Source organism: Actinomadura sp. WMMB 499 (assembly GCF_008824145.1).
GTDB lineage: Bacteria > Actinomycetota > Actinomycetes > Streptosporangiales > Streptosporangiaceae > Spirillospora.
This window is the reverse complement of the sequence record NZ_CP044407.1, coordinates 2593003-2618354: the sequence shown is the minus strand read 5'-3', so window position 1 is coordinate 2618354 and position 25352 is coordinate 2593003. Positions and strand designations below refer to the sequence as shown.

Sequence of the window (25352 nt, the reverse complement as noted above, 5' to 3'; positions counted from 1 at the left end):
ATGCATATTTCCTTCGATCGGAGGTGGTCCGATGGCTACGACGAGCCTCGATCCAGGGGAGGGTGCGGCCGCTGAAACCGCACCGGCACTGCTCGAAGTGGACGACCTATCCGTCTCGATCGGCGGCAACCGGCTGCTGTCGGAGGTCTCGCTGAGCATCCGGTCCGGCGAGCTGGTCGGGCTGGTCGGCGAGTCGGGGTCCGGCAAGACCCTGACCGGGCTGAGCCTCCTGGGGCTGCTGCCGGCGAACGCGTCGGTGCGGGGAAGCGTCCGCTTCGACGGCGTGGACATGCTCCGCGCCGACGGGGAGCGCCTCCGCCGGATCCGCGGCAGCGAGATCAGCATGATCTTCCAGGAGCCGCGCGCCTCGCTGCACCCCTCGCGTCCCGTGGGCAAGCAGATCGTCGACGTCATCCGCGCGCACGAGACGGTGCGCGTCGCCGACGCCCGGAGCCGGGCCGTCGACATGCTCGGCCTGGCCGGACTGCCTAACCCGCGGCGCACCATGGACGCCTACGTCCACGAGCTGTCGGGCGGCATGTGCCAGCGGGTCCTGATCGCCATGGCGCTCGCCTGCGGGCCCCGGCTGTTGGTGGCCGACGAGCCGACCACCGCCCTGGACGTCACCATCCAGGCCCAGGTCATCTCCCTGCTGCGGCGGCTGGCGCGCGAGCTCGACCTCGCGGTCCTGCTCATCACCCACAACCTGGGCGTGGTCTCCGCGCTGTGCTCGCGCGTCGTGACCATGTACTGCGGCCAGGTGGTCAACGACGACGATGCTGAGCAACTGCTCAGCGCACCGCAGCATCCGTACGCCTCGGCGCTGGTGCGGGCCTCGGACGTGAACCTGGACCAGCCGGACGAGCGGGGCGGCATCACCGGCGCGCCCGCCGACCCGGCCCGTCCGCCGGCCGGATGCCGGTTCCATCCGCGCTGCCCGCACGCGGAGGACCGCTGTACCGAGCGCATGCCCGCGCTGGAACCGGCCCCCCGCGGCGGCCGGACCCGCTGCCTGCGCAGTTCCGAGCTGGCACTTCCGGGGGTGGAGGCATGACCGTCGACAGCACGCTGCCGGAGAGCGGGAAGAAGGAGCAGCGGACGCCCGCCCTCCGGGTGCGCGACCTCGCCGTCCGCTTCGGCGGCCGCCGCGACGCCGTCCGCGCCGTCGACGGCGTCGACATCGAGGTGCCGCGCGGCACCACCCTCGGCATCATCGGCGAGTCCGGCTCGGGCAAGTCCACGCTCGCCAAGGCCATCGCCGGGCTGGTGCCGGTCAACGCCGGCACCATCGCGATCGCCGGTCCGGACGGGCGGCTCGCGCCCGCGGCCGGGTCGGTGGGCCGCGCCGGGCAGGTGCAGATGATCTTCCAGGACCCCGTGCTCGCGCTGAACCCCGGCCGCCCGGTCTGGAAGAGCGTCGTCGAACCCCTGGTGCCGCGCCGGCTCACCGTCCCCGGCCACCTGCGCGACCGCGCCGTGGAACTGCTCGGGCAGGTGGGGCTGGGCCCCGAGCTCGCCGACCGGCGCCCCGTCCAGATGTCGGGCGGGCAGCGCCAGCGCGTCACCATCGCCCGCGCGGTGGCCGCCCGCGCCCCGCTCGTCATGTGCGACGAGCCCGTGGCGGCGCTCGACATCTCGGTCCAGGCCGGCGTGCTGCGCCTGCTCGACGAGGTGCGCGAGGCGTTCGACCTCACCTACGTCTTCATCTCCCACGACATGTCGTCCATCGCCCGGATCGCGGACGACGTCGGCGTCATGTACCTCGGACGGCTCGTCGAGATCGGCCCGGTGCGCGAGGTGCTCCAGGCGCCCCGGCATCCGTACACGCAGGCGCTGATCCGGGCGGTGCCGAGGGTCGGTCCGGGCGCACGCGACGCCGAGATCCAGCCGCTCGAGGGCGAGATCCCGGACGCGCGCCGCCCGCCCTCCGGCTGCCGCTTCCGGACCCGCTGCCCCTTCGCCCAGGAGATCTGCGCGCGGGAGGAGCCCGCGCCGGAGACCGTCGACGCGTCCGCGGCCGACGGCGGTCCGGTGCACCGGGCGGCCTGCCACTTCTCGCGGGAGATCCGCGACGGCACCGCCCCGCGGCGCTAGCGCCCGCCCGCCCCGACCCCGCTCACGCTCGTCCACCCACTCCGGTCCACCCACGTCGATCCACCCACGTCGATCCACCGGACCCGCCCCGCCGTTCCGGAGAACCACCACCCCGAGAAGGAAGTCTCCGATGAAGCAGCGAATCCACCGCAACGGTTTCCGCGCCGCCGCACTCGCCGCCGCGCTCGTCTCCGCCCTCGCCGCCTGCGGCTCCGGCTCCGGTTCGGACGGCGGGAACACGCTGCGGACCCTGCAGAGCCTCAGCCCGAGCCAGTTCGACCCCTGCGGGCCCGCCAACGGGTCCGAGTCGGCCTACATCGCCGCCATCTACGCTCCGCTCATCCGCACCGACCCCGGCACCGGCGAGCTGTCCCCGGGCATCGCGACGGAATGGAACCTCTCCGACGGGCTGAAGACCCTGACGCTCAAGCTCCAGACCGGCCTGAAGTTCCAGGACGACACCGCCCTCGACGCGGCGGCGGTGAAGAAGAGCCTCGAGCAGTGCCTCGCCCTCGAGAACCAGCACATCCCCGCGCTGGAGTCCATCGAGGTCCAGGGCGCCGACACCCTGGTCATCAAGCTCAAGGAGCCCGGCAGCGGCCTGCCCGAGCTGCTGGGTTCGCGCCTCGGCATGATCGCTTCCCCGGCCGCGCGGGAGAAGGCGGGCGACAAGTTCGGGGCCGAGCCGGTGGGCGCCGGCCCGTACCGGCTGTCGGGGTTCGTGCCCGGCTCGTCGGTGACCCTGGCGAAGTGGGACGGCTACAAGCCGGCGGGCCTGCCGGCGGCCAAGGTCGACCAGATCTCCTCGCAGCTGATCAGCGACCCGTCCGCGCAGGTGGCGGCGCTCACCGGCGGGCAGGTCGACTTCGCCTGGCGGCTGGACTACTCGGCCCCCAAGGCCCTCGAAGGCACCGACGTCCACACCGAGCACAGCCTCGGGGTGTCGATGACCAACCTCAGCATCGACCGCAGCCAGGGACCGCTCGCCGACAAGCGGGTGCGCCAGGCGATCAGCCACGCGATCGACCGGTCCGCCCTCGCGAAGGCCAACTCCGCGGGCCTGAGCGACGTGGGGGCGACGCAGCCGTACCCGCCCGGCCACCCCTTCCACTTCGACGACCTCGACGGGACCTACGCCTACGACCCCGCCAAGGCGAAGCAGCTGCTCGCTGAGGCCGGCCACCCGGACGGCCTCACCCTGCGGGGCGCCGCGCTGAACTCGCCGGCGTTCATCAACAACGGCGTGGTCGTCTCCGAGCAGCTCGCCAAGGTCGGGATCAAGGTCGACTTCGAGGCCAAGGACATCGGTGAGGCCACGAAGGGCTTCTACGTCGAGCACAAGTACGACCTGATGTCCAGCGGCATGAACGCCGGCCCCGACTGGCTGAGCATCTACCGCCGCCTGCTGACCACCGAGTCCGCCGGGAACTCGGGCAACGTCCCGATCCCCGGCGGCGACGAGGCCGTCGCGCGGGCGAACGCCGCCGAGGGCGAGGAGGAGCTGGCGGAGGCCATCGAGAACGCCACCAAGGTGGTCCAGGAGGAGGTGCCGATCATTCCGCTGTACTACTCGCCCACGGTCACGGCCTGGAGTGGCAACGTCACCGGCGGCGAGCAGTCGATCTCCCTCAACGGCGAGGCGGACCTGACCGCGCTCGGGCTCGAGTGATGGCGGGCCCGATGGACGCCGCGGACACGCGGACGGACGCGGCCGGCGGGCGGGAGCGGCCGGCGGAGCCGGCGAAGCGCGCGGCGTCCGGCGAGACCGGGGAACCCGGCGAGGCCGGGCGGGGCGCCGGGCGCGGCCCCAAGACGGGCGGCAAGAGCGGCCTCGCGCGGTTCGTCCTGGTGCGGCTCCTGCTCTTCCCGCCCACCGCGGTCGGGGCCGGGCTGTTCACCTTCCTCCTCGTCAAGATCATCCCGGGCGGCCCCGCCTACGCCCGGCTGGGCGAGAACGCGACGCCGGAGTCGGTGGCCCTCATCGAGCGGCAGCTCGGGCTCGACCGCCCGCTGCCCGAGCAGTTCCTGAGCTGGCTCGGGAAGGCGCTGATCGGCGACTTCGGCGACTCCTTCCAGACCGGTTTCCCGGTGGCGGACACGATCGCCGAGACCCTGCCGGTCACGCTGGAGCTGACCCTCATCGCGATCGTGGGCACGTGCCTGATCGCCATCCCGCTCGGGGTGTTCGCGGGCAAGCGCGCCGCGCGGCGGTCCGGCCGGTTCGTCCGGAGCGCCTCGGGGCTGGGACTGGCCGTGCCGGACTTCTTCGCCGCGCTCGTCCTGATCACGATCTTCTCGGTGTGGCTCGGCCTGCTGCCGCGGCTCGGGTTCGTCCCCTTCGCGGAGGACCCGGTGCGCAACGTGCACCACCTGATCCTCCCGGCGATGCCGATGATCCTCGGCGGCAGCGCCATCGTGATCCGGCAGGTGGGTGCGGCGATGGCCGACGCCATGGCCGGTGACCACGTCCGGACGGCGCGCGCCATGGGCGTGCCCGAGCGGCGGATCACCTGGCTCTACGCGTTCCGCTCCGTGCTGCCCACGACCCTGAACGTCATCGCGCTGCTCGCGCTCGGGCAGCTGGGCGCGACGCTGATCCTCGAGCAGATCTTCGTGCTGCCGGGCCTCGGCCGGACGCTCGTCACCGCGATCGGGCAGCTCGACTTCCCGGTCATCCTCGGCGTCGTCCTCGTGTACGTCGTCATCGCTCTGGTGGTGAACCTCATCGTCGACATAGCGGCGGGTCTGGTCGACCCTGCGATCCGGAAGGGGACGGCATGACCGGGCCGGGAGGACGCCTGCTACGCATGGTGCCCCCGGGGGCCCGGCTCCCGGTGGCCGTCCTCGCGCTGCTCCTGGCGGCGGCGGCACTGGCCCCGTGGATCGCCCCGCACGACCCGCTCACACAAGACCTGGCCGGCCGGCTGCAGGGCCCGAGCATGGACCACTGGCTCGGCACCGACCGCTTCGGACGGGACGTGCTGAGCCGGCTCATCTGGGGCGGCCGGAACGCCTTCGCCGGAGTCGCGATCTGCATCGGCGTCGCCGTCCTGCTCGGCGTGCCCTGGGGGACCGCCGCCGGATTCTGGCCCCGGTACGTGGGCACGGTGCTGATGCGGATCTCCGACACCATGATCGCCTTCCCGCTGCTGGTGCTGGCGATCGCGATCACCGGCTCGCTCGGCGTCGGCCTGGTCACCTCGATGGTGGCCGTCGGGCTGGTGCTGGCCCCCAACACCGCGCAGCTCACGCGGGCGGGCGTCCTCGCGGTGCGCGAGCAGGACTTCGTGGCGAGCGCCCGGCTCTCGGGGGTGTGGACGCCGATCGTCCTGGTACGCCATGTGCTGCCCACGGCGCTGCGGCCGGTCGTGATCCAGATGACCATCTACACCGGGCTCACCTTCGTCATCCAGGGCGCCCTGGCCTTCCTCGGGCTGGGGCCCCAGCGGCCGACCCCGAGCTGGGGCAGCGACCTCAACGACGCCTACTCGCAGATCCTGTCGGCCCCGATGCTGATCCTCCCGCCCGGTCTGCTCCTCGGCGTCGTCGTGCTGTGCGTCTACCGCGTCGGCGACTCCCTGCGCGACCGGATGAGCACGGGCCTGTCCCCCGATGACCGGAAGGAGAGCAATGTCGTCGTCGCCTGACCGAACCGAACGGCCCCCGTCCGCCCTGGACGGCGTCGTCGTCCTCGACCTCAGCACGTCGGTGGCCGGGCAGTACGCCGGCCGGATGCTCGCGATGAACGGCGCCGACGTGGTGCTGGTCGAGCCGCCCGGCGGCACCCCCACCCGGCGGCGGGGGCCGCGCACCGAAAACGGCTCGTTCCTCTTCCGGCACCTGAATCAGGGCAAGCGCTCCATCCTCCACGACGGCGGCTCGCCGGCCGACCGGCGCGCCCTGCGCGAACTGGTCGGCCGCGCGGACGTGGTCGTCCGCGACCAGGGGACGGACGCGCCGGACGGCGCCGGGGACCGGCTGGTCGACTGCGTCGTGGGCGACGCCCCCGAAGGCGGCGCCTACGGCGGCTGGCGGTTCTCCGAGATGATCCACCAGGCGCTCGCCGGAGCGATGAAGGTCACGGGCGAACTCGACCGCGAACCCGTCTACGGGCTCGGCGAGCGCGCGTCCTACGCCACCGGCACCACGGCCTACATCTCGGTCGTGTCGGCCCTGTACGAGCGGCGCCGGTCCGGTTCCGGGCAGCGCGTCGACGCCACCGTCTACGAATCGCTTGCCGCCATGGGCCAGAACATCGTGAGCACGTACAGCTACAACGGCACCCACGGCACCCGCCAGCGCTACCCGGGCTTCCTCGCGATGCTCCGGTGCGCCGACGCCTGGATCGTCCTGTTCGTCATCCGGAACTGGCCCACCGTGTGCCGGGTCCTCGACTGCGAGCACCTCCTGGACGACGAGCGGTACCGGACGTCCGCGGACCGGCTGCGCCACTGGGAGGAGATCGTCGCCGTGCTGCAGGAGCGCGCCGCGACCCGCCGGGCCGACGAGGTGGTCGAGGGCTGCCAGCGCGGACGGGTCAGCGCGGAGAAGGTCACCGGCCTGCGGGACCTCCTGGAGTCCGAGCAGTGGCGCGTCCGGCGCGTCATGTCCCGGGTCGGCGGCCCCGGCGGCACGGAGCCGGCGGTGCGCTCGGTCTTCACCATCGACGGCGCCGCCACCGAGGTGCGGTCGGCGAGCCCGCGCCTTCCGGCCCGCGACCGGCGGAGGTCCGCATGAGCCCCGCACCCGGCACGCCCCCGGCGGGCCCGCTCGCGGGCGTGCGCGTCCTGGAGTTCACCACCGCCTGGGCCGGGCCGTTCGCCGGCCGCTGCCTCGCCTACCTCGGCGCCGACGTGCTCAAGATCGAGGCACCCGGCCACCCCGACTCGTGGCGGGGCACCCGCAGCGGCGGCGCACCGCTCTACTACCCCGAGGCGTCGCCGGGGGACGACCCGCAGAACCGCAACGTCCTCTTCAACTCCCAGAACCTCGACAAGCGGTCCCTCGCGCTCGACCTCAAGCAGGCCGGGGCCATGGACGTGATGCACGACCTGGTGCGGCGCTCCGACGTCGTGCTGGCGAACTTCACCCCCGGCGTCCTGGACCGGCTCGGCATCGGGCGGCGCGACCTCGCCCGGATCAACGACCGCATCATCGTCGTCGAGATGCCCGCGTTCGGGCCCGGCGGGCCGTCGTCCGCCCACCAGGGCATGGGGAAGACGATGGAGCCGGCGGCCGGCATGACGTCCCTCATGGGGTACCCGGACGGGACGCCCGTCCTCACCGGCCCCGCCGTGATGGACCCCATCGGCGGGCTGAACGCCGTCGCCGCCGTCGTCTCGGCGCTGGAACTGCGGGAGCGCACCGGACGCGGCGCGGGGGTGTCGGTGTTCCAGGTCGAGGCCGCCGCCTCCTGGATCGGCGAGTACCTCCTGGAACAGGCCGAGACCGGCGCGACGCGGGCGCCCGACGGCAACCGCGTGCCCGACGCGGCCCCGCACGGCGCGTACCCGTGCGCGGGCGACGACGAGTGGATCGCGATCGCGGTGCACGACGACGCGCAATGGCGGGCGCTGTGCACCGTCCTCGGCGCGGCCGACCTCGCCGACGACCCGGCCTTCCTGCGGCTCGCCGACCGGCTGGCCGCGCAGGACGCCCTCGACGGCGTCCTGGCCGAACTCACCCGCGGCCACGGCAAGGCGGCGCTCGCCGAGCGCCTGCAGGACGCGGGCGTGCCCGCGGCGCCCGTCCTCGGCGGCGACGAGATCGCCACGTGCCCGGCGATGCGCGAGAGCGGGATGCTGGTCGACCTCGACCATGCCGCCGTCGGCCGCCGCACCTACGGCGCGCTCGGCTTCCGGCACTCCCGGACCCCCGGCTCGCACCGCCGGGCCGCGCCGCTCTTCGGCGAGCACAACGACGAGATCCTGCGCGACCTGCTCGGCTACGACGAGGCGCGCATCGCCGAGCTGCGCGGCACGGCCGCCCTCGCCGACGCCCCCACGGCCGACACCGACACACCGCACGTCTCCCGCGTCGAACCCGCCGCGGCCGCACGACAGGAGGCACGTCCATGACGGCGCCCGACACGGACGCCTCGCCGATCGGCTATGGCGAGGCCGCGCTGGAGTTCCGCGACGAGATCCGGGACTGGCTGCGGCGCAACGCCCCCGAGCACCTGCGCGGGGTCCCGGTGCCGCGCGTCCCCGCCCCGGATCTGAAGGCGCACCTCGACCGGTGGGCGGACACGCTCACCGAGGCGGGCCTCATGTGCGTCGCCTGGCCGCGGGAGTACGGCGGGCGCGGGCTCTCCGGCGTCGAGGTCGCGCTGATGAACGAGGAGTTCGACCGCGCAGGCGTCCCCCGTCTGACCCGGGGCATGGGCGAGGGCCTCGTCGGCCCCGCCGTCATCGCGCACGCCACCGAGGAGCAGAAGCGGCGGATCCTGCCGCCGATCATCAGCGGCGAGCACGACTACTGCCAGGGGTTCTCCGAGCCCGGCGCGGGCTCGGACCTGGCGGGGCTGCGCACCCGCGGCGAGGTCGACGGCACCGACCTGGTGATCAACGGGCAAAAGACCTGGACCTCGGGCTACTACAAGGCGAACTGGATGTTCTGCCTGGTGCGCACCGACCCCGACGCGCCGAAGCACCGCGGGATCAGCTACGTCCTGCTCCCCCTCCAGGTGGACGGCGAACCCAACGGCGTCGAGTTCCGGCCCATCAAGCGGATGACCGGGCAGGCGCTGTTCGGGGAGAGCTTCCTCACCGACGCCCGCACGCCCCTCACGAACGTCATCGGCGGCCTCCACCAGGGCTGGCGCGTGGCGATGACGACGCTCGGCAGCGAGCGCGGCGGCAGCGCCACCACCCAGCACGTCGCGTTCGAGCGGCAGTTCTGGCGGCTGGTCGGCGAGGTCCGCGAGCGCGGGCTGCAGGACGACGTCCGGGTGCGCGAGCAACTCGCCTGGGCCTGGTCGCAGATCCAGGTCATCAGGGCGAACGGCCTCGGGCTCGTCGCCGACCTCGCCGCCGGACGCTCCGGCCAGGGGCTCGCCAACGGGTCCACCAGCAAGATCCGGTGGTCGGAGTTCCAGCGCCGCCTGGCCGAGATCGCCATGGACCTGATCGGACCGGACGCCCTGGTCACCGGCACCGGCTACGAACTCGGCGAGTGGCAGGACGAGTTCCTCGCCACCCGCTCCCACACGATCTGGGGAGGCACCGCGGAAGTGCAGCGCAACATCATCGCGGAGCGGGTCCTCGGACTCCCCAAGGAGACGGCGCGATGAGCATGGCGATGACCGACGAGCAACGGTCCCTGCGGGACACGGCCCGGCGCTTCCTGAACTCGGTGACCCCGCTGGAACGGGTCCGGGAGGTGATGGACACCCCGGCCGCCTTCGACGCCGAGCTGTGGCGGCGGATGTCCACCGACCTCGGAGCCGCGGGCCTGGCCGTCCCCGAGGAGTTCGGCGGCGCGGGCCTGGGCTTCCAGGAGGTGTCCCACCTCGCCGAGGAGGCGGGCCGCGCGCTCGCCCCCAGCGCCCTGCTCGGCACCGCCGGCCTCGCCGTCCCCGCCCTCAACGCCGGGACGGAGGACGCGCGCGCCGCGCTCCTGCCACGGATCGCCGACGGCTCCGCCGTCGCGAGCATGGCCTGGCTCGCACCGGGGGAACGGTGGCACTCGACCGCCACCGCCGCCACGGCGACGGCCGGGCACGAATGGACCGTGACGGGGGCGTTCTCGCCCGTCCTGGACGGCGCCGCCGCGACCGTCCTGCTCGTCCTCGCCGAGGCCCCCGGCGGCCCGACGATGCTCGCGGTCGAGACCGGCTCGCCGGGCGTCCGGATCGAGCCGCTCCCGGCCCTGGACCAGACGCGCGGGCTGGCACGGGTCGACCTCGCCGACACGCCCGCGACCCTCGTGTCCGCTCCGGGCGCCGGACGCGGCCTGCTCGGCGAAGCGCTCGCCCACGCGGACGCCGTCCTGGCGGCGGAGATGGTCGGCGGCGCCCAGGCATGCCTCGACATGAGCGTGGAGTACGCGAAAGTACGGGAGCAGTTCGGCCGCCCGATCGGTTCGTTCCAGGCGATCAAGCACAAGTGCGCCGAGATGCTGGTCGAGATCGAAGGGGCACGGGCCATGGCGCGGTACGCCGCGTGGTGCGCCGACGAGGCCCCGCGGGAGCTGGAGCCGGCCGCGGCGGTCGCCAAGGCCACCGCCGCCGAAGCCTACTTCCGCGCCGCCGGCGACAACCTCCAGATCCACGGCGGCATCGGCGTCACGTGGGAGCACGACGCCCACCTCTACTTCAAGCGCGCCAAGGCATCGCTGATGCTCTTCGGCGACGTGGGCGACTACCGGCGGCGCATCGCCGACCTCATCGGCATCTGAACCAGGAGGAAATATGACGAGCACCCCCGCCTACGAGTCGATCCTCGTCGACGTCGACGGCCCGATCGGCACCATCACCCTCAACCGGCCCGACCGGCTCAACAGCTGGGACTGGCTGATGTCGGCCGAGATCGGGCACGCGCTGGGCCGGTTCGACTCCGACGACGAGATCCGCGCGATCGTCCTGACCGGCGCCGGGCGCGCCTTCTGCGCCGGCGCGGGCCTGCTGCCCGCCGGCCGCACCTTCGACGGCTCGCTGACCCGCGAGGAGGCCGAGGCCAGGTACCCCGGCCCGCACCGCCCGGCCGACCGCATCCGCACGCCCGTCATCTCGGCCGTGAACGGGCATGCGGTCGGAGCCGGCATGACGATGGCCCTCCGCGCCGACATCATCGTGGCCGCCGAGGACGCCAAACTCGGGTTCGTCTTCAACCGGCGCGGCGTGATCCCCGACGCCGACCTGCTGTGGAGCCTGCCCCGCCTCATCGGGTACTCCCGGGCGATGGACCTGCTCCTGACCGGGCGCATCTTCTCCGGCACGGAAGCGGTCGCGCTGGGCATCGCGTCCCGGGCGGTCCCGGCCGACTCGGTGGTCGCGACCGCCAAGGAGATCGCCGCCGACATCGCGACGAACGTCGCGCCCGTGTCCGCCGCGATCACCAAGCTGGTCGGGCGCCGCTTCCTCGAGGAGACCGACCGGAACGCCGCGCTCGAACTCGAGCGGGACCTCTTCCGCTGGGCGGGCCGGCACGCGGACGCACCCGAGGGTGTCAACGCGTTCCGGGAGAAGCGCGCGCCCCGATGGACGCTGTCCAAGACCAAGGACTTCCCCGTCGACCTTTTCGACGACGGCGCCTGAACCCGGCGGTCCGGCATCATCGTTCGTGAGAACATCCTTCAGGAGGTATCCGAGTTGACCTACCCCGCCTAAAGGCGGGAGATTCCAGCGGTCGCCCGCCGGGTTTCCTGCTTCGGCACCGACCGCCCCGTCCGGGAAGAAGATTCCCGTCGAGGTCTGACACCGGCTCCACAGGCGGACACCGCCGGCCCGGCGGCCACAAGATTGCGCGCGGCGTTGACGTCCCGGTCGTGCCGGGCCCCGCACCCGCCGCACTCCCACTCCCGCACCTCAAGGGGCAACTTCTCGTGCACGGTCCCGCACCGCGAGCACGTGCGGGTGGAGGGGAACCACCGGTCCACCACGACCAGTTCACGCCCGTACCAGGCGCATTTGTACTCCAGCATCGCCCGCAGCTGCCGCCATGCTGCGTCCGAGATCGCGCGGGCGAGGGAACGGTTCTGGACCATGTTGCGGACGTTCAGGTCCTCGATCACGACCACTTGGTTCTCGTGGACGAGCCGGGTGGTGAGTTTGTGCAGGAAGTCGCGCCGCTGGTCGGCGATCCGGGCGTGGACCCGCGCGACCTTCCGGCGGGCCTTGTCCCGGTTGGCCGAGTCCTTGGCCTTGCGGGCCAGGTTCTTCTGCGCCTTGGCGAGGCGTTCGCGGTCGCGGCGCTCGTGCCGGGGGTTGGCGACCTTCTCTCCCGTGGAAAGGGTCACCAGCGAGGTGACCCCGGCGTCCACGCCAACGGTCGTCTCGGCGGGGGCCAGGGGGGTGATGCGGTCCTCGCAGAGGATGGACACGAACCACCGCCCGGCCGCGTCCCGCGACACCGTCACCGTGGACGGCACCGCACCCTCCGGCAGCGGACGCGACCAGCGGATGTCCAGCGGCCCGCTCACCTTCGCCAGCCTCAGCTCACCGCCGCGGAACGTGAACGCCGACCGGGTGTACTCCGCGGACGCGCGGGACTTCTTGCGCGACTTGAACCGCGGATACCCCGCGCGGTTGTCGAAGAACGCGGTGAAGGCGGCCTGCAGGTGCCGCAGCGCCTGCTGCAAAGGTACGCACGACACCTGGCTCAGGAACGCCAGCTCGGCGGTCTGCTTCCACCCGGTCAGCGCCGCCGAGGTGTCGCCGTAGGACATGCTGCGCCGCTCGCAGCGCCAGGCGCGGGTGCGTTCCTCCAGGGCCTTGTTGTACACCAGCCGCACGCACCCGAACGTGCGGGCGAGCTCGGCCGCCTGCCCGTCCGTCGGGTAGAAGCGGTACTTGAACGCCCGCTTCACCGTGCACGCCATGCCCGCAACCTAACGACGCAGGTGCGACGGCCGCAGGCGTCCGGCGGATTCGGCGGAAAAGTGGTGGTGGAGGGTGATCCGCCCCGGGGGCGGATCACCTTTCCCTGTCCTGCTCCGCAGGGGTTTCGTTTCCTCCCCGGCCTGAAGGCCGGGGTATCCACGAAGGAGTCCTGATGAGTTCCCGTGAGGCGGCCCCGTCCGGGCAGCGGGCCGCCGACGGCCGGACGCTGAGGTCGCAGCGGACCAGAGCCTCGATCGTCGACGCCAACATGGCGCTGATGATGGAAGGCACGCTGCGGCCGACCGCGGCCCAGGTCGCCGAACGCGCGGGCGTCTCGCTGCGCACCCTCTGGAGCCACTTCCCGGACCTGGAGAGCCTCTTCGCCGCCACCGGGGAGAAGACCCTGGAGGTTCAGTACTCCCACCATTTCGTGATCCCGGCCGACCAGCCGCTCGAAGACCGGGTGCGGGCGTTCTGCCGCCAGCGGGCGGAGATGCTCGAGTCGATCGCCGGCGCGTCCCGCGCCGCCCAGCTGCGCCTCCCGTTCTCCGCGCAGCTCAGGCGCAACCGGCGGCGGCACAACGAGCGCCTGCGCACGGACATCGGGCAGACGTTCGCCCCGGAGATCGCACTGGCGACCGGGGACGCCGACGAGATCGTCAGCGCCCTCCTGGTGGCCTGCACCTGGCCCGCGTGGATGGGCAGCCGCGACGACCTCGGCCTCTCCGTCGACGAGGCCACCCGGGTGATGGAGCGCACGGTGACGGCGATCTTCAAGACGGCCGGAGACCCCCCTCGCCCGTCCGCCTGACGGGGTCTTGCGACGGCGGACGCACCCGTTCCGGGGACAGTTCGCGAGTGATCTGGGCGAACAGGACGTTCGGGGTGTCGGCCTCGACCAGCCTGCCGCCTCGACATGTCGGGACGAACGCCCACCAGCGCCGGGTGTGCCGTCCCCACCAGCAGTGGACGCCGGGGAACAGCATCTCGATGTGAGCCGCGGTGGCCCGCCGCATCCGGACGTCCGGCTCCGCTTTCGTCGGTGCGGGGCGGCGGAGCGGCGCGGACGGTGTGCCCGAGGGGTGACCCACCGGCCGCGCCGCTCTCACCTCCCCCCACGGGGCCGCGTCGGGGGACGCGGCCCCGGCCGGTGACCAGGCCGCCTGGGGGTACGGCCGTTCCGTCACCGGAGCTCCCACCGCTCGCCAGCGCGTACTGCTTCCTCACGAAGGGCGTCGCGCAGCGCGGAGGCGTCGGGGCAGATCACCGTGGGGTCGATACCAGCGGACGGGTCGTGGAGGCTGGCCACCCAGTCACCCAACAGCCCGTCCCGGCGAACCGCCCGCCAGATTCGATGTCCGGAGAATTTGGATCTGAGTTCGCTGAGTTGCCGGTCTTCAAGATCATGCTTGCCATTCATGATCGACCCCTTTGATTTGGCGTCTTCCAGTGACAAGCATGTGCGCTGCGAGTTACCTTCGCTACGTTAGGTCACAACATTCAACATCGGGGGGCTGGTGGTGAGTGCTCGAGACGCGCTCAATCCGTCCGGTTCGTTGTGGGACCTCGTAGCGGTTCAACTGCGACGACACCGCGAGCGCTACAAGATGTCCGGTCAGGCTCTCGGAGACATTCTCGATCTTGATAGGTCGAGTGTTTCGCGGCTTGAGTCCGGCGGGATGAAGCTTCAGATGAAGCACGCGAAGATCATCGATGGGGAGTGGGATACGGCCGATCTCTTCCAGGTCCTGGTGCATTTCGCCAAATCGGGACATGATCCGGAGTGGTTCAAAACGCACTTCGAGATGGAGGTTCGCGCCTCTGAGCTGCGAATATGGGAGCTCGCCTGGATTCCAGGCCTGCTCCAGACCGAGGCGTACGCACGAGAGACCGTGCTCGGGGGCGGGTTCCGAGACGTCGATTCGCGCGTGGCCGTCCGGATGAAGCGGCAGGAAAGCCTGCTCCGGGATCCTGCGCCTGACCTCTGGGTCATGCTCGATGAGGGAGTCATAGCGCAACCGGTCGGCGGAACGGAGGTCATGCGCGGCCAACTCGGCAGGCTGCTGGAGTTGGGCGAGCAGCCGAACATCTCCGTGCGGATCGTCCCTCGCCGCGTCGGCGCCCATGTGGGACGGGACGGCTCATTCAAGATCATGACCGTGGACGGGAACGACGCCGTCTACATCGAGGCCAGCTTCGGCGGGCGACTCGCCGTAGATGCCTCGGATGTACGCTCTTATCGAGCGAACTTCGATCGCGTGAGTGATCGGGCGCTGCCGGTGGACGCGTCCGCCGAATTAATCCAGCAAGTGATGGAGAGATTCTGATGACTCCCGTCTGGCGCAAGTCCAGCCACAGTGGAACCGACGCCGGAACGAGCGACTGCGTGGAGGTTGCGCGGCTCGTAGGAAACATCGAGGTGCGGGACTCCAAGGCTCCCGAGGCGCCCCACCTGGTGTTCGGCTCCGCCGACTGGCGTGCGTTCGCGCGTCGGGTGAAGAGCGGCGAGCACGACCTGACCTGATCTCCCCGGTGCAGCGAGCCCTCGGCCGTCCCAGGCCGGGGGCTCGTCGCGGTTACGGCCGTCCTGGCGAACGAGCCGGACGGTTCAGGGGATGATGGTGTCGGTGTATGCCGCGTCGACTTCGGCCGTGAAGGTGTCCTCGGGGCCGTCGCCGTCGGTGATGGAGACGCGGGACGGACGGCTCCGCGACCAGAACGCGCGCATGTCCGGGCTGGTCATGAGGAAGCGGAGCGCACCGCGGAGTTCGGGAAGCTCGATCGTGCGGGTCTCGTAGGCGACCTTCTGAAGGTTGAGGATCAGGTTGCAGTAGTGATCCTTGCGGGTCGTCTCCGCGCCGGGGGAGGGGGCGGGCCATACCGAGCGGAGCTCGCTGTCCTCGATGGCCATCTTGATGAGGTCGGCGTGCAGTTCGCGCAGCGCGAGTTCGCTGCTGCGCGCCTGCTCCTCTCGGGCGATCGTCAGTTCCTCGCGCTGGTTCCGCAGCTCGCGGCCTTGGAGCAGGAGTGCGGCGGTGATGCCGAGGAATGCGGTGCCGGAGAAGAAGACCCCGAGCGGGCCGAGCGCCTGGCCGATGTTCGACCAGCGCGCCAGTTCGTCGTCGTCCAGGCCGAGCAGGAGGAGTAGCGGGACGAGGACGCACAGGACGACGACGAGGAGCCCCGCGGCGATCGCGAGGCTCGTCGGGACGGCCCGTCTTAATCTCCCCGGCATGGCGGCGCCGTTCGTCAGGTGCGGAACGTGGCGGCGTACGTCTCCAGGGCCGGTACCGGCTCGCCGCGGGTGCGAAGGTCGGCGATGGTGTCGGACAGTGCGTGCAGGGTCGCGGGGTGGTGGGTGAGCCAGCCGCCGGTCTGGTGGCCGACGGGGCCAGGCCCGTAGTCGTGGATGAGCGCGGTGTGGGAGTCGAACAGCAGGAAGTCGAAGTAGCCCTCCACGGGGGACGGCGGGGCGATGAACTCCATGCGCTCGCCGAGCCGGTCGCGGACCTCGTAGTTGATCATCTCGTAGCGTAGGTAGCCGGTGAGGGGGAGATCGAGCAGCCGCACCCGGGTGAACTCCAGGCCGCGAGCCTTCACCTCGTCGCGGAGGGGCTGGTCTCCCATCGCCTCCTCCTCCAGGAGGCGGCGGGCCCGTTCGATGTCGCCCGCCTCGAACGCCTCCTGCGAACGGACGCCTTCCGCCTCGCGGTACGACTGCCAGCACTCCAGTTTCAGGAAGCGCCGTTCGGTGCGTTCCCAGGCTTCACGGAAGGATTCCAGGAAACCGTCCGGGGTGACGCGCTCGCTGCGTTCCAGTGCCCATGCGGGCGGCTGATGCATCATGGGTCCGGGATGTCTTTCTTCGCGGAGATGAGGGTGGTGCGGGTGATCCGAACGATGCGTTCGTTCGGAGCGCACCGGGCGTCTTTCAGCGGATTCGTTCCGAGTTCGTCGGTGATGTCGACGCCGATGACGGCGAATGCGCCGTCATCGAGGGCGAGAATATCGGGGGAACCGGTCGTCGAGGTGGTGTCGCCACGCTCAGCAGGCGCTTTGCCGAGCCGGCCGATCGCCTTCATGGGGCCTCCAGGGCAGCGGTCGGCGATGTCCATGCCCGGAGCGTGTTCCGAGGAAACGGCCTCGGGCGTTCGTGACCCCATCCGGCCGGATCGGTTCTTGTGGCGCGGAGGTTTCGGTGACGAATCGCAGGAGTGCCATCTGGCAATTAATGGGATTCCTGGGTCGGGGTCCGATTTTGGACCGTTCTGTAGAGGCCCTCCGCGCTCTGGTCGGAGGCGGCGTTTTGTCGGTGCCGGGTCCAGAGGGTTAGGTCGCTGCTTGTGGCGACGGCGAGGGTGCGGCCCGAGGGAGAGAATCCGGCGGTGCGGAGTTCGGAGTAGTTGGAGTGGAAGATGTGCCACCAGTGGTCTCCGGGGGGTCCTTGGTGGTGGCCGCCGTCTGTGGATAGCAGGACACGGTGGTGTGGCCACTCGGGGCTGACGACGTCGAGGGTCCAGCCGTCGGAGGTGGTGGAGTGGAGGCCGCCGCCGAACAGGCCGGCGATGCGTACCGGTGTCCCGGAGATGGGGCCGAGGCCGGGGCAGGCGAGGTCGGGGACGGCGTCGGGCGTGCTGGTGTCGGGGTCCGGGTCACGATCACGGGCGATCTTCTCGCCTGTGACGGCGTCGAAGAGGCCGTGGCCGTCCTGGGAGACGACCATGACCAGGTCGTGCACGTTGCCGGGATGGACCGCGAAGCCGATGCCCAGCAGGCCGCCGATGGGCGTGCGGTTGTCCAGCACCGGCCGCCAGGGCGCCGGGGGCGCCATGACGGGAGCGGCCAGATAGCGTTCGCGCAGTTGCCGCTGGTACTCCGAGAGCAATGCCTCAGGCCTTCCGGGCGATTCCGGCGAGGGGTTGCACCGGCGGACGGTCGCCGACGTGCGCCATCTCGGGGCGCCAGTCCAGGCACGGCACCAGGCCCGGTTCGAGGAGTTCCAGCCCGTCGAAGAATCGCCGGACCTCGTCCGGGCCCCGCAGCTTGTACGGGACGGACCCGCCCTCGTCGTAGCCCTGCTGCGCCTCCTGGAAGGCTTCGGACGCGACGCTGCTGCCGTCCGCGATCGCCACGTGGCTGCCGGGTGCGAGGCCCCCGACGAGCCGGTCGATCAGGTGCTTCACCTCGTCGTCGTCCTCCAGGTGGCCGAGGACGCCCATGAACGTCAGCCCGACCGGACGATCGAGGTCGAGCGTGCGCGCCGCCGCGTCCAGGATCTTGTCCGGCTCCCGCAGGTCGGCGTCCACGTAGTCGGTCGCGCCCGCCGCCGTCCCGGTCAGCAGCGCCTGCGCGTGCAGCAGGACGAGCGGGTCGTTGTCCACGTAGACGATCCGTGCCTCGGGCGCGACGCGCTGCGCGACCTGGTGGGCGTTGTCGGCGGTGGGCAGCCCGGTGCCCACATCGAGGAACTGGCGGAGACCGGCCTCGCCCGCCATGAAACCGACGGACCGCTTCAGGAAGTGCCGGGTCAGCCGCGCGACCGTCGTGATCCCCGGGAACGTCTCGACGTATTCGTCGCCCGCGATGCGATCGACCGGATAGTTGTCCTTGCCGCCCAGCCAGTAATTCCAGATCCGCGCCGAATGCGGCACGGACGTGTCGATGTCGGCCGTACGGCCCTCGCCCTGGTCGCTCACGTCGCCTCCGAATCCCGGTGTCGGTCCAATCGTGGAGATCGGGAGGCAGGGCGGCAATCGGAACGTCGTGATTGCCGGAAAGCGGACGGTTTGGCCGGTGGCCGCTCGCCGGGCGCCGGTGCAGGCGGGCGTTCACCTGATGTTCGGCGGGAGCTTCGATCATGCTCGGGCGGCGCGGGCCGCCCGGCCGTACGCTCGCGGGGCGACGCGTTCATCCCCCCGGAGGCCGACATGTGGACACGTAGGTTGCTCATCCCCGCCGCCGGGCTGATGCTCGGCGGCGCCGTCACCGCCGCGCCCGCCGCGGCGTCGGCCCCGGCGCGGGCCGGGGCCTGCTCGCCGTCGGCGTCGCTGCTCGGCTTCTCGGACGCGCTGGACAAGACCGAGTTCGGCGGGACGGCCGTGTCCGGGCTCTCGGCCATCGCCGTCACCCGGCCCGGCCGGGCCCTCGCGCTCGTCGACAACATCGGCACCAGTCCCGCCCGGATGTACGGCCTGTCGCTGCGGCCCCGCCTCTTCGGCGGCCTGCACGTCGCGGCGCGCGACGTCACGACGCTCAAACGGCCCGACGGCACCCCCTACACCGGCGCCGACCTCGACGGCGAGGGCCTCGTCGCCGAGCGCGGCGGACGGACGGTGCTCGTGAGCTCGGAGACCGAGCCGTCCATCCGCCGGTTCGGCGCGCACGACGGCCGGCAGCGCGCCGAGCTGCCGGTTCCCGAACGGTTCCGGGTGGCCCCGGCGGGCGAGGCCGTTCGGAACCAGACGTTCGAGGCGCTCGCCGCCACCCCGGACGGCCGCACCCTGTACGCGGGGATGGAGGGCTCGCTGTCGGCCGACGCGTCCGGCGTCAACCGCGTCCTGCGCTACGACCGGGGCCGCGACTACCGCCCGGCCGCGCAGTACGCCTACACGCCCGACGCCGGCCTCGGCCTGGTCGAGCTCGTCGCCCTCCGGGACGGCGGCCTGCTCGCCCTGGAACGCGGCTGGACGTCCGGCGTCGGCAACACGGTGCGCGTCTACGCGACCTCGACGCGCGGCGCGCAGGACGTCTCGGACGTCGCGTCGCTCGCCGCGGACTCCCCGGCCGTGCTCCGCAAGCGCCTGCTGGTCGACCTCGCGGACTGCCCGCCGTCCGGCGCCACCGCGAAGCAGCCGCAGCCCAACCCGCTCCTCGACAACGTCGAGGGCATGGCGCTCGGCGGCCGGACCTGGGGCGGACGCGTCCTGTACCTGGTCTCGGACGACAACGGCGGTGCAACGCAGATCACCCGCGCGTACGCACTCAAGGTGCGCGTCCGCGCCTGAAGCGGGCCGTAGCGTTCTCCCCACCGGGCGCCGCCCGGAGACACACGAAGGAGTGTTCATGATCCGAGCCGGTGCTTCCGTGGCGGTCGCGGCGATCGCCGCGGCGGCCGTGGCCCTGCCCGCGCCCGCCCATGCCGGACGTCCCGGACATTCGCCCGACGTCCGGTTCGCCACGTACAACGCGTCGCTGAACCGGGGGACGGAGGGCGAGCTCGTCGCCGACCTGTCCACCCGGACGGACGAGCAGGCCCGGACGGTCGCGGAGGTCGTCCAGCGCGCCCGTCCGGACGTGCTGCTCGTCAACGAGTTCGACTACGACCGGCGCGGCGAGGCCGCCCGGCTCTTCCAGGACAACTACCTGTCGGTGGGGCAGGGCGGCGCGGACCCGATCCGGTACCGCTACCGGTACACGGCGCCGAGCAACACCGGCATCGCCTCCGGCCTCGACCTCAACAACGACGGCAAGGCCGTCACCGAGCCCGGCTCCGACCCCTACGGGCAGGACGCGTACGGGTACGGCACGTTCCCCGGCCAGTACGGCATGGTGGTCTACTCCCGCCACCCGATCGACTACCGGCACATCCGCACGTTCCAGAAGTTCTTGTGGAAGGACATGCCGGGCGCCGCCCTCCCGGACGACACCACGACGCACACGCCGTCCGACTGGTACAGCCCCGCGGAACTGGAGAAGGTGCGGCTGTCGTCCAAGAGCCACTGGGACGTGCCCATCCGGGTGGGCCACCGCACCGTGCACTTCCTCGTCAGCCACCCGACGCCGCCGTCGTTCGACGGTGCCGAGGACCGCAACGGGCGCCGCAACCACGACGAGATCCGGTTCTGGGCGGACTACGTCCGTCCGTGGCAGGGCCGCTACATCTACGACGACCGGGGGTGGCGCGGCGGCCTGTGGCCCGGCGCGCGGTTCGTCATCGCGGGCGACCAGAACGCCGACCCGGAGGACGGCGACAGCTACGACGGCGCGATCCACCAGCTGCTCGGCAGCCCGCGCGTCGACGCGTCGTCCGTCCCGTCCAGCCGCGGCGCCGTCGAGGCCGCGACGGTCCAGGCCGGTGCGAACCTCGACCACGGCGGCGACCCGCGCCACGACACCGCCGACTTCGCCGACACCGCCCCGGGCAACCTGCGGGTCGACTACGTCCTGCCGTCCCGGGGGATGCGCACGACCGGCGGCGGCGTGTTCTGGCCGGTGTCGTCCGACCCGCTGTCCCGGCTGACCGGCACGTACCCGTTCCCGTCCTCCGACCACCGCCTGGTCTGGCTGGACGTCCGCCGGTAGGTTGCGCTGACGCGCCCGCCCGGGCCGACCGGGCGGGGCGCGGCCGGGGCGGGCGCGGGTCACTCGGCGGGGGACAGCAGGCCGTCGGCGCGGATCGTCCGGAGGACGTCCCGTGCCGCCTCCAGGGTGCGGTCGACGTCCTCGGCGGTGTGGGCGGCGGAGATGTGGTTGCGCTTGAGGGAGAGCGGGAGCATCAGGAAACCGCGGTCGGTCATGCGCCGGTGGAAGGCCACGTACGCGGCGTCGTTGTTGCGCATGAGGTCGCGGTAGCCGCGGATCGGCGACTCGGTGAAGTAGAGCGCGAAGACGCCGCCGAAGCCCGCCGCCGTGGCCGCGATGCCCAGCTCGGCGCAGATGCCGTCGAGGCCGGTCCGCATGCGGTCGCCGAGGGCGCGGGTGCGCTCGTAGAAGTCCGGGTTGTCGCGCAGGTAGGTGATGGTGGCGATGGCGGCCGCGGACGAGACGGGGTTGCCGTTGAAGGTCCCCGCCAGCAGGACGTCCCCGCCCGCGGAGCTGAAGTGCTCCATCAGCCGCCGGGGTCCGGCGAGCCCGGCGATCGGGTACCCGTTGCCCATGGCCTTGCCGAACGTGGTGAGGTCGGGCGTGACGCCGCAGATCTCCTGGTAGCCGCCCAGCGCGTGCCGGAACCCGGTGATGACCTCGTCGAAGATCAGCAGCGAGCCCTGCTCGGCGGTCAGCGCGCGCAGGCCCTCGGCGAACTCCCGGGTCGGGACGAGCGCGCCGACGTTGTGCGGGATCGGCTCCATGATCACGGCGGCGATGCGGTCCGGGTGCGCCTCGTACAGGGCGCGGACCGAGTCCAGATCGTTGAACTCGGCGATCAGCGTCGAGGCCAGGGCCTCGGGCAGGATGCCGCTGGAGAGCGGGTCGCTGCCGTAGGCGCGCTCCGGCTTGGAGATCACGTTGCGGGCGACCGCGTCGTGCCAGCCGTGGAAGCCGCCCTGGAACTTGACGATCAGCGGGCGGCCGGTGACCGCCCGCGACAGCCGCACCGCCTGCGCGGTGGCCTCGCTGCCCGACATCGTCGAGATCGTCTGCTCCGCGGACGGGATCACCTCGGTCACCAGCCGCGCCAGCTCGATCTCGGGTGCGGTGACGCCCCAGCCGACCAGGTCCAGCCCGCCGATCGCCGACAGGACCGCGCCGTCCACCTCGGGCGCGGCGTGGCCGAGCAGGATCGCGCCGAACGCGGCGTGGTAATCGAGGTAGCGGCGGCCCTCGGTGTCGGTGACGTACGCGCCGGACGCACCGGCGAGCGCGTGCGGCGGGCCGACCAGGCGGGTGGCGGAGTTGACGCCGCCGGGGATCACCTCCCGCGCGGCGGCCAGCGGGTCCGCGCCGCCGGAGGATGGCCGGGCCAGGTCGGCGGTCGTCATCGGGTTCCCCCCAAGTAGATCAGCACGCTGTTACGGTCTTGTTTCGGCGTGGATGCTGCATGAAAAGGCGTTCCATGTCAACGGTTCGACCGGTCTGCATGGGCTCTGAGCAGGGATGGGGTAAAGAAAAGTCCATCAACCCCTTGACGTTCGAATCGTCCACCGCGCAGTATTCACCGGCATGGAATCCCTTTCCGCGACAGTGCGGGTGCTGGTCGTCGGCACCGGCTTCATCGCCGCGCAGCACGCGGCCGCGGTCCATGCCGAGCCACGCCTGGAACTCGCCGGCGTCGTGGACATCGACCCCGGCCGGGCCGCCGCCGCGTCCCGCGCCAACGGGGGCGTCCCCTGGTACACCGACCTGGACGCCGCGCTGGCGGAGACGCGCGCGGACGGCGCCGTCGTGTGCACCCCCAACGACACGCACGCCGGCATCGCCGAGCGGGTCGCCGCCGCGGGCGCGCACCTGCTGATCGAGAAGCCGCTGGCCACGGACGTCCCCGGCGCCCGGCGCGCCGTCGAAGCGTTCGCGCGGGCGGGGCGGGTGCTGATGCCCGCGCACAGCCACCGGCACTACGACTACGCGCTGACGGTCCAGGACGTGATCCGCTCCGGGGAGCTGGGCGACGTCGACCTGGTCCGGCTGTCGATCCTCGGCGGCTGGATCTGGCCGGACTGGCGCGGCTGGATGCTCGACCCGTCCCGGTCCGGCGGCCACGCCCTCCACAACGGCGTCCACCTGCTGGACCTGGTCACCTGGTGGACGGGCGACACCCCGGAGACCGTGCACGCGCGGGGCCGCCGCCAGACGGCGGCCGAGCTGGAGATCTACGACTACCTGGAGATGACGGTCCGGTTCGCGGGCGGCGCGGTCGCGGTGTGCGAGATGAGCCGCGGGCACCGGCCCGCCTCCTACGCGCGCCGGGACGTGCTGGTCACGGGCACCGGCGGGATGCTGGCGCTGCCCTGGGACGCCGAGTCCGGGACCGTCACCGACGAGTCCGGGACGGCGCTGCTCCCGCCCGCGGGCACCGACGGGTTCGCCACCCAGATGGCCGCCTGGGCGGACGCCGTCACCGGCGCCCCCGCCACCGTGACCGGTGCCGACGGGCTGCTGGCCGTCGGCATGGGCGTCGCGGCGGAACGTTCCATCGCCACCGGCCTGCCCGTGCGGGTCGACGACGTCCTGAAGGAGGCCGCGTGACGCTGCGGACGCTGCCCTGGGGATCGAGCGGCCTCGGCACGCAGGATCACCAGAGCGACATGTACGTGCCCGCCTTCCGCGCGCACCCCGGCTTCACCCTCGTCGAGGCGACCGGGCCGGCGGCCGCGGGCGACCTCACGGCCGCGATTCGCGAGACCGGCGCCCAGGTCGTCTCGGTGTGCGCCCCGCCCGGCGAGCGCGCGGACCGGATCGTCGAGGCGCTGCGCGCCGGCTGCCACGTGCTGGCCGACAAGCCGATGGCGCCGGACGTCGCGGACGCGCGGCGCGTCGCGGACGCGGCCGCGGAGACGGGCCTGGTCTGCATGCCCGCGCACCACCACCGGTTCGGCGCGTCCGTCCGCTCGGCCGCGAGCGCCCTGGCGGCGGGACGGATCGGCCTGCCCTGGAACGTCCAGGCCGACTTCCTCGTGGACGGCGGGGACCCGTGCCCCGAGGGCGAGCTGGTCAACTTCGGGCTGTACCCGGTGGACGTGGTGCTCGCCCTGACCGGCCGGGCCGTCCGCCGGGTGCACGCCCTGCCGGGCCGCGACCCGCGCCGCTCCACCGTGCTCCTCCTCGACCACGACAGCGGCCTGACCAGCACGATCACGGTCGGACGGCTGCCGGGGACCACCGCCCCGCTCGGGAGCCTGGCGCTGCACCGGTACCGGATCAGCGGGTCCGGCGGCGTCATGGACGTCGACGCCGCGCGTCCCGCGGCGACCGTCCGGTCGGTGGTCGGCACCCGCGCGGCGTGGCACGGGGACGGCACGGTCGGCCGGATGCTCACCGCCCTGCACACCGCGATCGTCTCCGGACGCCCGCCCGAGGCGGGCCCCGCGGACGCCGTCGCCGCGCTGCGCGTCACCGATGCCGCGGCCCGCTCCCTCGCCCTCGGCACCCCCGTGCCGATCGACCCCCCGCCGCACGATTCCCAGGAGGACAACGCATGAAGCTCGCCACCTACCGCCGGCCCGGCGACGGCGAGGTCCGCCACGGCCGGATCACCGATGCCGGGGCCGTCACCGATCTCGGCCCCGGCGACCTGAGCGCGGTGATCGGTGCGCTGGACGCGCTGCCGGAGCCGTCCGGCGAGCATCCGCTGGCGGAGGTCGCGCTGCTCGCACCGCTGGCCCGTCCGGGCAAGGTGCTCGCGGTCGCGGCCAACTACCAGGAGCACGTGGAGGAGACCGGCGGCGACCGCCTGGACAAGTCGCGCATCTCACCGCGGCTGTTCCTCAAGCCCGGCACCTCGGTCAGCGGCCCCGGCGAGGACATCGCGATCCCGTCGGTGAGCCCGAACGTGGACTGGGAGGCCGAGCTGGTCGCGGTCATCGGGCGCGGCGGCAAGGACATCCCGCTCGAGAGCGCGCTGGAGCACGTCGGCGGCTACACGATCGGCAACGACGTGTCCGGCCGGAAGATGGACTACGGCCACGAGCGCGACACCGATGACCCGATGGTCGGTTTCTTCGACTGGCTCAACGGCAAGTGGCCGGACGGGTTCGCCGCGATGGGCCCGTACCTGACCACGGCCGACGAGGTGCCCGACCCGCAGAAGCTCGACGTGACCATGGAGGTCAACGGGCGGGTGCGGCAGCAGGGCGACACGGGTCAGATGATCTTCAACGTCGCGGAGCTGGTGGCGTTCGCGTCCCGGCTGATGACGCTGGAGCCCGGCGACGTGCTGTACACCGGCACGCCCGCCGGGGTCGGTTTGGCAACGGGGGAGTTCCTGTCCGCGGGCGACGAGATGACGGTCCGCGTGACCGGTCTCGGCAGCCTGGTGAACCGGGTCCGCTGAGCGGACCGTCGT

At 72.3% G+C, this 25352-nt stretch carries 27 protein-coding genes; 19 read left to right on the top strand and 8 right to left on the bottom strand.

Going from position 1 to position 25352, the window contains the following annotated elements; translation table 11 throughout:
- Window positions 1-31: 31 nt before the first annotated feature.
- From F7P10_RS11275 to F7P10_RS11230, 10 genes are all read left to right on the top strand, one after another.
- Window positions 32-1054, top strand: coding sequence for an ABC transporter ATP-binding protein (locus F7P10_RS11275; protein WP_151009305.1), 1023 nt, complete (start codon window positions 32-34; stop codon window positions 1052-1054).
- On the top strand, window positions 1051-2094 hold the full coding sequence (locus F7P10_RS11270) for an ABC transporter ATP-binding protein (RefSeq protein WP_151009304.1): 1044 nt from the start codon (window positions 1051-1053) through the stop codon (window positions 2092-2094). Before F7P10_RS11275 ends, F7P10_RS11270 begins: the two co-directional genes overlap by 4 nt.
- 130 nt (window positions 2095-2224) lie before the next feature.
- Window positions 2225-3763 carry an ABC transporter substrate-binding protein gene (locus F7P10_RS11265; protein ID WP_151009303.1) on the top strand — a complete coding sequence of 513 codons (1539 nt, stop codon included), beginning with the start codon at window positions 2225-2227 and terminating at the stop codon, window positions 3761-3763.
- Between the two features lie 11 nt (window positions 3764-3774).
- Window positions 3775-4875, top strand: a complete 1101-nt coding sequence (locus F7P10_RS11260; protein WP_176611413.1) for an ABC transporter permease — start codon at window positions 3775-3777, stop codon at window positions 4873-4875.
- On the top strand, window positions 4872-5741 hold the full coding sequence (locus F7P10_RS11255; RefSeq protein ID WP_151009301.1) for an ABC transporter permease: 870 nt from the start codon (window positions 4872-4874) through the stop codon (window positions 5739-5741). Before F7P10_RS11260 ends, F7P10_RS11255 begins: the two co-directional genes overlap by 4 nt.
- Window positions 5725-6831, top strand: coding sequence for a CaiB/BaiF CoA-transferase family protein (locus tag F7P10_RS11250; RefSeq protein WP_176611412.1), 1107 nt, complete (start codon window positions 5725-5727; stop codon window positions 6829-6831). Before F7P10_RS11255 ends, F7P10_RS11250 begins: the two co-directional genes overlap by 17 nt.
- Complete coding sequence (locus F7P10_RS11245; RefSeq protein WP_151009299.1) at window positions 6828-8171, top strand: CaiB/BaiF CoA-transferase family protein; 1344 nt, start codon at window positions 6828-6830, stop codon at window positions 8169-8171. The genes F7P10_RS11250 and F7P10_RS11245 overlap by 4 nt, the downstream gene beginning before the upstream one ends.
- Window positions 8168-9385: an acyl-CoA dehydrogenase family protein gene (locus tag F7P10_RS11240; RefSeq protein WP_151009298.1), complete on the top strand. Its 1218-nt coding sequence runs from the start codon at window positions 8168-8170 to the stop codon at window positions 9383-9385. Before F7P10_RS11245 ends, F7P10_RS11240 begins: the two co-directional genes overlap by 4 nt.
- Entirely contained in the window at window positions 9382-10491 is a 1110-nt protein-coding gene (locus F7P10_RS11235) for an acyl-CoA dehydrogenase family protein (protein WP_151009297.1), read from the top strand. Before F7P10_RS11240 ends, F7P10_RS11235 begins: the two co-directional genes overlap by 4 nt.
- A gap of 13 nt (window positions 10492-10504) precedes the next feature.
- On the top strand, window positions 10505-11350 hold the full coding sequence (locus F7P10_RS11230; RefSeq protein ID WP_151009296.1) for an enoyl-CoA hydratase/isomerase family protein: 846 nt from the start codon (window positions 10505-10507) through the stop codon (window positions 11348-11350).
- A gap of 68 nt (window positions 11351-11418) precedes the next feature.
- Here the strand turns inward: F7P10_RS11230 and F7P10_RS11225 are convergent, their stop codons facing one another.
- Window positions 11419-12633 (bottom strand): RNA-guided endonuclease TnpB family protein, encoded by a 1215-nt coding sequence (locus F7P10_RS11225; RefSeq protein ID WP_151009295.1) that lies wholly within the window; start codon window positions 12631-12633, stop codon window positions 11419-11421.
- A gap of 173 nt (window positions 12634-12806) precedes the next feature.
- Between F7P10_RS11225 and F7P10_RS11220 the strand changes: the two genes are divergently transcribed.
- Together F7P10_RS11220 and F7P10_RS42240 are read left to right on the top strand one after the other, a co-directional pair.
- Window positions 12807-13445, top strand: a complete 639-nt coding sequence (locus F7P10_RS11220) for a TetR/AcrR family transcriptional regulator (RefSeq protein WP_151009294.1) — start codon at window positions 12807-12809, stop codon at window positions 13443-13445.
- Between the two features lie 47 nt (window positions 13446-13492).
- Entirely contained in the window at window positions 13493-13630 is a 138-nt protein-coding gene (locus F7P10_RS42240; protein ID WP_176611411.1) for a hypothetical protein, read from the top strand.
- A 187-nt stretch (window positions 13631-13817) separates the two neighbouring features.
- Here F7P10_RS42240 and F7P10_RS11210 read toward each other — a convergent pair whose 3' ends face one another.
- Entirely contained in the window at window positions 13818-14054 is a 237-nt protein-coding gene (locus F7P10_RS11210) for a hypothetical protein (RefSeq protein WP_151009292.1), read from the bottom strand.
- Between the two features lie 100 nt (window positions 14055-14154).
- On the opposite strand from F7P10_RS11210, the gene F7P10_RS11205 reads away from it, so the two are divergent.
- Together F7P10_RS11205 and F7P10_RS11200 are read left to right on the top strand one after the other, a co-directional pair.
- Window positions 14155-14961 (top strand): helix-turn-helix transcriptional regulator, encoded by an 807-nt coding sequence (locus tag F7P10_RS11205; RefSeq protein WP_151009291.1) that lies wholly within the window; start codon window positions 14155-14157, stop codon window positions 14959-14961.
- The gene (locus tag F7P10_RS11200) at window positions 14961-15158 is read left to right on the top strand and encodes a DUF397 domain-containing protein (RefSeq protein WP_151009290.1); all 198 of its coding nucleotides are present in this window, start codon (window positions 14961-14963) and stop codon (window positions 15156-15158) included. Before F7P10_RS11205 ends, F7P10_RS11200 begins: the two co-directional genes overlap by 1 nt.
- An 84-nt stretch (window positions 15159-15242) precedes the next feature.
- On the opposite strand, the gene F7P10_RS11195 is transcribed toward F7P10_RS11200, so the two are convergent.
- From F7P10_RS11195 to F7P10_RS11175, 5 genes are all read right to left on the bottom strand, one after another.
- Window positions 15243-15869 (bottom strand): DUF6082 family protein, encoded by a 627-nt coding sequence (locus tag F7P10_RS11195; protein ID WP_151009289.1) that lies wholly within the window; start codon window positions 15867-15869, stop codon window positions 15243-15245.
- A gap of 14 nt (window positions 15870-15883) precedes the next feature.
- Complete coding sequence (locus tag F7P10_RS11190) at window positions 15884-16480, bottom strand: DUF6879 family protein (RefSeq protein WP_176611410.1); 597 nt, start codon at window positions 16478-16480, stop codon at window positions 15884-15886.
- The gene (locus tag F7P10_RS11185) at window positions 16477-16749 is read right to left on the bottom strand and encodes a hypothetical protein (protein WP_254716544.1); all 273 of its coding nucleotides are present in this window, start codon (window positions 16747-16749) and stop codon (window positions 16477-16479) included. Before F7P10_RS11185 ends, F7P10_RS11190 begins: the two co-directional genes overlap by 4 nt.
- Before the next feature lie 113 nt (window positions 16750-16862).
- Window positions 16863-17519 carry a hypothetical protein gene (locus F7P10_RS11180; RefSeq protein ID WP_218040462.1) on the bottom strand — a complete coding sequence of 219 codons (657 nt, stop codon included), beginning with the start codon at window positions 17517-17519 and terminating at the stop codon, window positions 16863-16865.
- A gap of 4 nt (window positions 17520-17523) precedes the next feature.
- Window positions 17524-18330: an SAM-dependent methyltransferase gene (locus tag F7P10_RS11175; RefSeq protein ID WP_151009288.1), complete on the bottom strand. Its 807-nt coding sequence runs from the start codon at window positions 18328-18330 to the stop codon at window positions 17524-17526.
- 231 nt (window positions 18331-18561) lie between these two features.
- Here F7P10_RS11175 and F7P10_RS11170 point away from each other — a divergent pair, with 231 nt between their 5' ends.
- Together F7P10_RS11170 and F7P10_RS11165 are read left to right on the top strand one after the other, a co-directional pair.
- Window positions 18562-19638, top strand: coding sequence for an esterase-like activity of phytase family protein (locus F7P10_RS11170; RefSeq protein WP_151009287.1), 1077 nt, complete (start codon window positions 18562-18564; stop codon window positions 19636-19638).
- Between the two features lie 58 nt (window positions 19639-19696).
- Window positions 19697-20935 (top strand): endonuclease/exonuclease/phosphatase family protein, encoded by a 1239-nt coding sequence (locus tag F7P10_RS11165; protein WP_151009286.1) that lies wholly within the window; start codon window positions 19697-19699, stop codon window positions 20933-20935.
- A gap of 59 nt (window positions 20936-20994) precedes the next feature.
- On the opposite strand, the gene F7P10_RS11160 is transcribed toward F7P10_RS11165, so the two are convergent.
- Window positions 20995-22332: an aspartate aminotransferase family protein gene (locus F7P10_RS11160; protein WP_151009285.1), complete on the bottom strand. Its 1338-nt coding sequence runs from the start codon at window positions 22330-22332 to the stop codon at window positions 20995-20997.
- Window positions 22333-22513: 181 nt separating this feature from the next.
- On the opposite strand from F7P10_RS11160, the gene F7P10_RS11155 reads away from it, so the two are divergent.
- Genes F7P10_RS11155 through F7P10_RS11145 form a run of 3 tightly spaced genes read left to right on the top strand, consistent with a single transcriptional unit; the run spans window position 22514 to window position 25340 of the window.
- Window positions 22514-23536, top strand: a complete 1023-nt coding sequence (locus tag F7P10_RS11155) for a Gfo/Idh/MocA family protein (RefSeq protein WP_151009284.1) — start codon at window positions 22514-22516, stop codon at window positions 23534-23536.
- Window positions 23533-24489, top strand: a complete 957-nt coding sequence (locus tag F7P10_RS11150) for a Gfo/Idh/MocA family protein (protein ID WP_151009283.1) — start codon at window positions 23533-23535, stop codon at window positions 24487-24489. Before F7P10_RS11155 ends, F7P10_RS11150 begins: the two co-directional genes overlap by 4 nt.
- Complete coding sequence (locus F7P10_RS11145) at window positions 24486-25340, top strand: fumarylacetoacetate hydrolase family protein (protein ID WP_151009282.1); 855 nt, start codon at window positions 24486-24488, stop codon at window positions 25338-25340. Before F7P10_RS11150 ends, F7P10_RS11145 begins: the two co-directional genes overlap by 4 nt.
- Window positions 25341-25352 lie beyond the last annotated feature (12 nt).

Bases quoted from the DNA above. Each gene is read 5' to 3' on its own strand.
- F7P10_RS11275 (WP_151009305.1), top strand. From the start codon at position 32: ATGGCTACGACGAGCCTCGATCCAGGGGAGGGTGCGGCCGCTGAAACC.
- F7P10_RS11270 (WP_151009304.1), top strand. From the start codon at position 1,051: ATGACCGTCGACAGCACGCTGCCGGAGAGCGGGAAGAAGGAGCAGCGG.
- F7P10_RS11265 (WP_151009303.1), top strand. From the start codon at position 2,225: ATGAAGCAGCGAATCCACCGCAACGGTTTCCGCGCCGCCGCACTCGCC.
- F7P10_RS11260 (WP_176611413.1), top strand. From the start codon at position 3,775: ATGGACGCCGCGGACACGCGGACGGACGCGGCCGGCGGGCGGGAGCGG.
- F7P10_RS11255 (WP_151009301.1), top strand. From the start codon at position 4,872: ATGACCGGGCCGGGAGGACGCCTGCTACGCATGGTGCCCCCGGGGGCC.
- F7P10_RS11250 (WP_176611412.1), top strand. From the start codon at position 5,725: ATGTCGTCGTCGCCTGACCGAACCGAACGGCCCCCGTCCGCCCTGGAC.
- F7P10_RS11245 (WP_151009299.1), top strand. From the start codon at position 6,828: ATGAGCCCCGCACCCGGCACGCCCCCGGCGGGCCCGCTCGCGGGCGTG.
- F7P10_RS11240 (WP_151009298.1), top strand. From the start codon at position 8,168: ATGACGGCGCCCGACACGGACGCCTCGCCGATCGGCTATGGCGAGGCC.
- F7P10_RS11235 (WP_151009297.1), top strand. From the start codon at position 9,382: ATGAGCATGGCGATGACCGACGAGCAACGGTCCCTGCGGGACACGGCC.
- F7P10_RS11230 (WP_151009296.1), top strand. From the start codon at position 10,505: ATGACGAGCACCCCCGCCTACGAGTCGATCCTCGTCGACGTCGACGGC.
- F7P10_RS11225 (WP_151009295.1), bottom strand. From the start codon at position 12,633: ATGGCGTGCACGGTGAAGCGGGCGTTCAAGTACCGCTTCTACCCGACG.
- F7P10_RS11220 (WP_151009294.1), top strand. From the start codon at position 12,807: ATGAGTTCCCGTGAGGCGGCCCCGTCCGGGCAGCGGGCCGCCGACGGC.
- F7P10_RS11210 (WP_151009292.1), bottom strand. From the start codon at position 14,054: ATGAATGGCAAGCATGATCTTGAAGACCGGCAACTCAGCGAACTCAGA.
- F7P10_RS11200 (WP_151009290.1), top strand. From the start codon at position 14,961: ATGACTCCCGTCTGGCGCAAGTCCAGCCACAGTGGAACCGACGCCGGA.
- F7P10_RS11195 (WP_151009289.1), bottom strand. From the start codon at position 15,869: ATGCCGGGGAGATTAAGACGGGCCGTCCCGACGAGCCTCGCGATCGCC.
- F7P10_RS11190 (WP_176611410.1), bottom strand. From the start codon at position 16,480: ATGATGCATCAGCCGCCCGCATGGGCACTGGAACGCAGCGAGCGCGTC.
- F7P10_RS11185 (WP_254716544.1), bottom strand. From the start codon at position 16,749: ATGGACATCGCCGACCGCTGCCCTGGAGGCCCCATGAAGGCGATCGGC.
- F7P10_RS11170 (WP_151009287.1), top strand. From the start codon at position 18,562: ATGTGGACACGTAGGTTGCTCATCCCCGCCGCCGGGCTGATGCTCGGC.
- F7P10_RS11165 (WP_151009286.1), top strand. From the start codon at position 19,697: ATGATCCGAGCCGGTGCTTCCGTGGCGGTCGCGGCGATCGCCGCGGCG.
- F7P10_RS11160 (WP_151009285.1), bottom strand. From the start codon at position 22,332: ATGACGACCGCCGACCTGGCCCGGCCATCCTCCGGCGGCGCGGACCCG.
- F7P10_RS11155 (WP_151009284.1), top strand. From the start codon at position 22,514: ATGGAATCCCTTTCCGCGACAGTGCGGGTGCTGGTCGTCGGCACCGGC.
- F7P10_RS11145 (WP_151009282.1), top strand. From the start codon at position 24,486: ATGAAGCTCGCCACCTACCGCCGGCCCGGCGACGGCGAGGTCCGCCAC.